This is a genomic window from Chloroflexota bacterium, assembly GCA_015478725.1.
Classification (GTDB): domain Bacteria; phylum Chloroflexota; class Limnocylindria; order Limnocylindrales; family CSP1-4; genus C-114.
On record JADMIG010000117.1, the window covers coordinates 1 to 1,387 of the forward strand.

1 pseudogene is annotated in these 1,387 nt (G+C 66.4%); it reads right to left on the bottom strand.

The window, feature by feature from the left end:
- Positions 1-121: 121 nt before the first annotated feature.
- Positions 122-1,268 (bottom strand): annotated as a pseudogene (locus tag IVW53_16020) (IS256 family transposase).
- Positions 1,269-1,387: the final 119 nt, after the last annotated feature.

A 1,387-nucleotide genomic window follows, 5' to 3' on the forward strand; every position in this document is an offset into this window, starting at 1 on the left:
ACATCATCCTCGCTCTGAAGGCCGCGGTCTACACGGCGATGGGCAGCTGTCCGATGGGTTCCTCCTGTTCTTTTCCTTGAGGATAGAGAGCGTTTGAGAGATCGTGCGCCGGGATGAGGCGCAGGGACTCATCCGCGAGGTAGCGCCGCCCGACGATCCACTCGTCGTGCTGTTCGGCGAGGACGGCGCCGACGAGGCGCACGACCGCGGCGCGGTTGGGGAAGATGCCGACGACATCGGTGCGCCGTCGGATCTCGAGGTTGAGGCGTTCCTGCGGGTTGTTGGAGCGGATCTTGCGCCAGTGCTGTTGCGGGAACGCAGCGAACGCCAGGATCTCGGGTGCCGCCTCGGCGAGCATGCGCGCGGCGTCCGGGAACCGCGGCTCGAGCTGGTGGACAATACGCGCATGCTGTGCCCAGACCTCCTCCGCCGACGCCTGATCGAAGACGCTCCGGACGAGCGTGGCGACGAATGGCTGTGCGCTCTTCGGGACGCGGATGAGGAGGTTGCGCGCGAAGTGGGTGCGGCAGCGCTGCCAGGCAGCGCCGGCGAAGACAGCGGCGATCGCGTCCCTGAGGCCCTGGTGGGCGTCAGAGATCACGAGCTAGCACGCCGGAGAGCCCGCGCGCGGAGAGCGACCGCAGGAAGCTCAGCCAGAAGGCGCCGTCTTCACTTGCGCCACAGTCCAGCCCGAGCACTTCGCGCTGCCCCTGCCCGTTGACCGCGGTAGCGACGACGACGGCGACGTTCACGACGCGGCCACCCTCACGCACTTTCTGGGTGAGGGCATCGAGCCAGATGTAGGGATACGGACCCGTCTCGAGTGGCCGTTCGCGGAACGCCTGCACCTGCACGTCGAGCGTCTGACAGATACGCGAGACCTCGCTCCTGGAGATGCCGTCGCAGCCGAGCGCTTGCACGAGATCCTCGACGCGGCGCGTGGAGACGCCCTCGACGTATGCCTGCTGGATGACAGCGAGGAGCGCTTGTTCGGAGCGGCGGCGTGGCTCCAGGAAGGGCGGCAAGTACGAGCCTTCCCGTAGCTTCGGGATGCGCAGGTCGATCGTGCCCGCGCGGGTGTCCCAGCGGCGCGGGCGATAGCCGTTGCGGTAAGTGACGCGGGCGGGCGTGTGCTCGTGCAAGGCGGCACCGATCTGCTGACTGACGTCGGCATCCATCACAGCGTGCAGGACGACTTGCAGCGCCTCTCGCAGGAAGTCGAAGTCCGCGTCGTCAGCGTGCTTGCGGATGATGTCGAGAGCGTCCATGGTGGGGGTGGTCACAGAGATCCTCCTTGTGTGCGGGTGATGCTGTCACATGAGGATGATGCTGTGGCCGCTTGCTAGCCAGTTGACCGATTACTTACACCACGTCCTGGGACTCTACT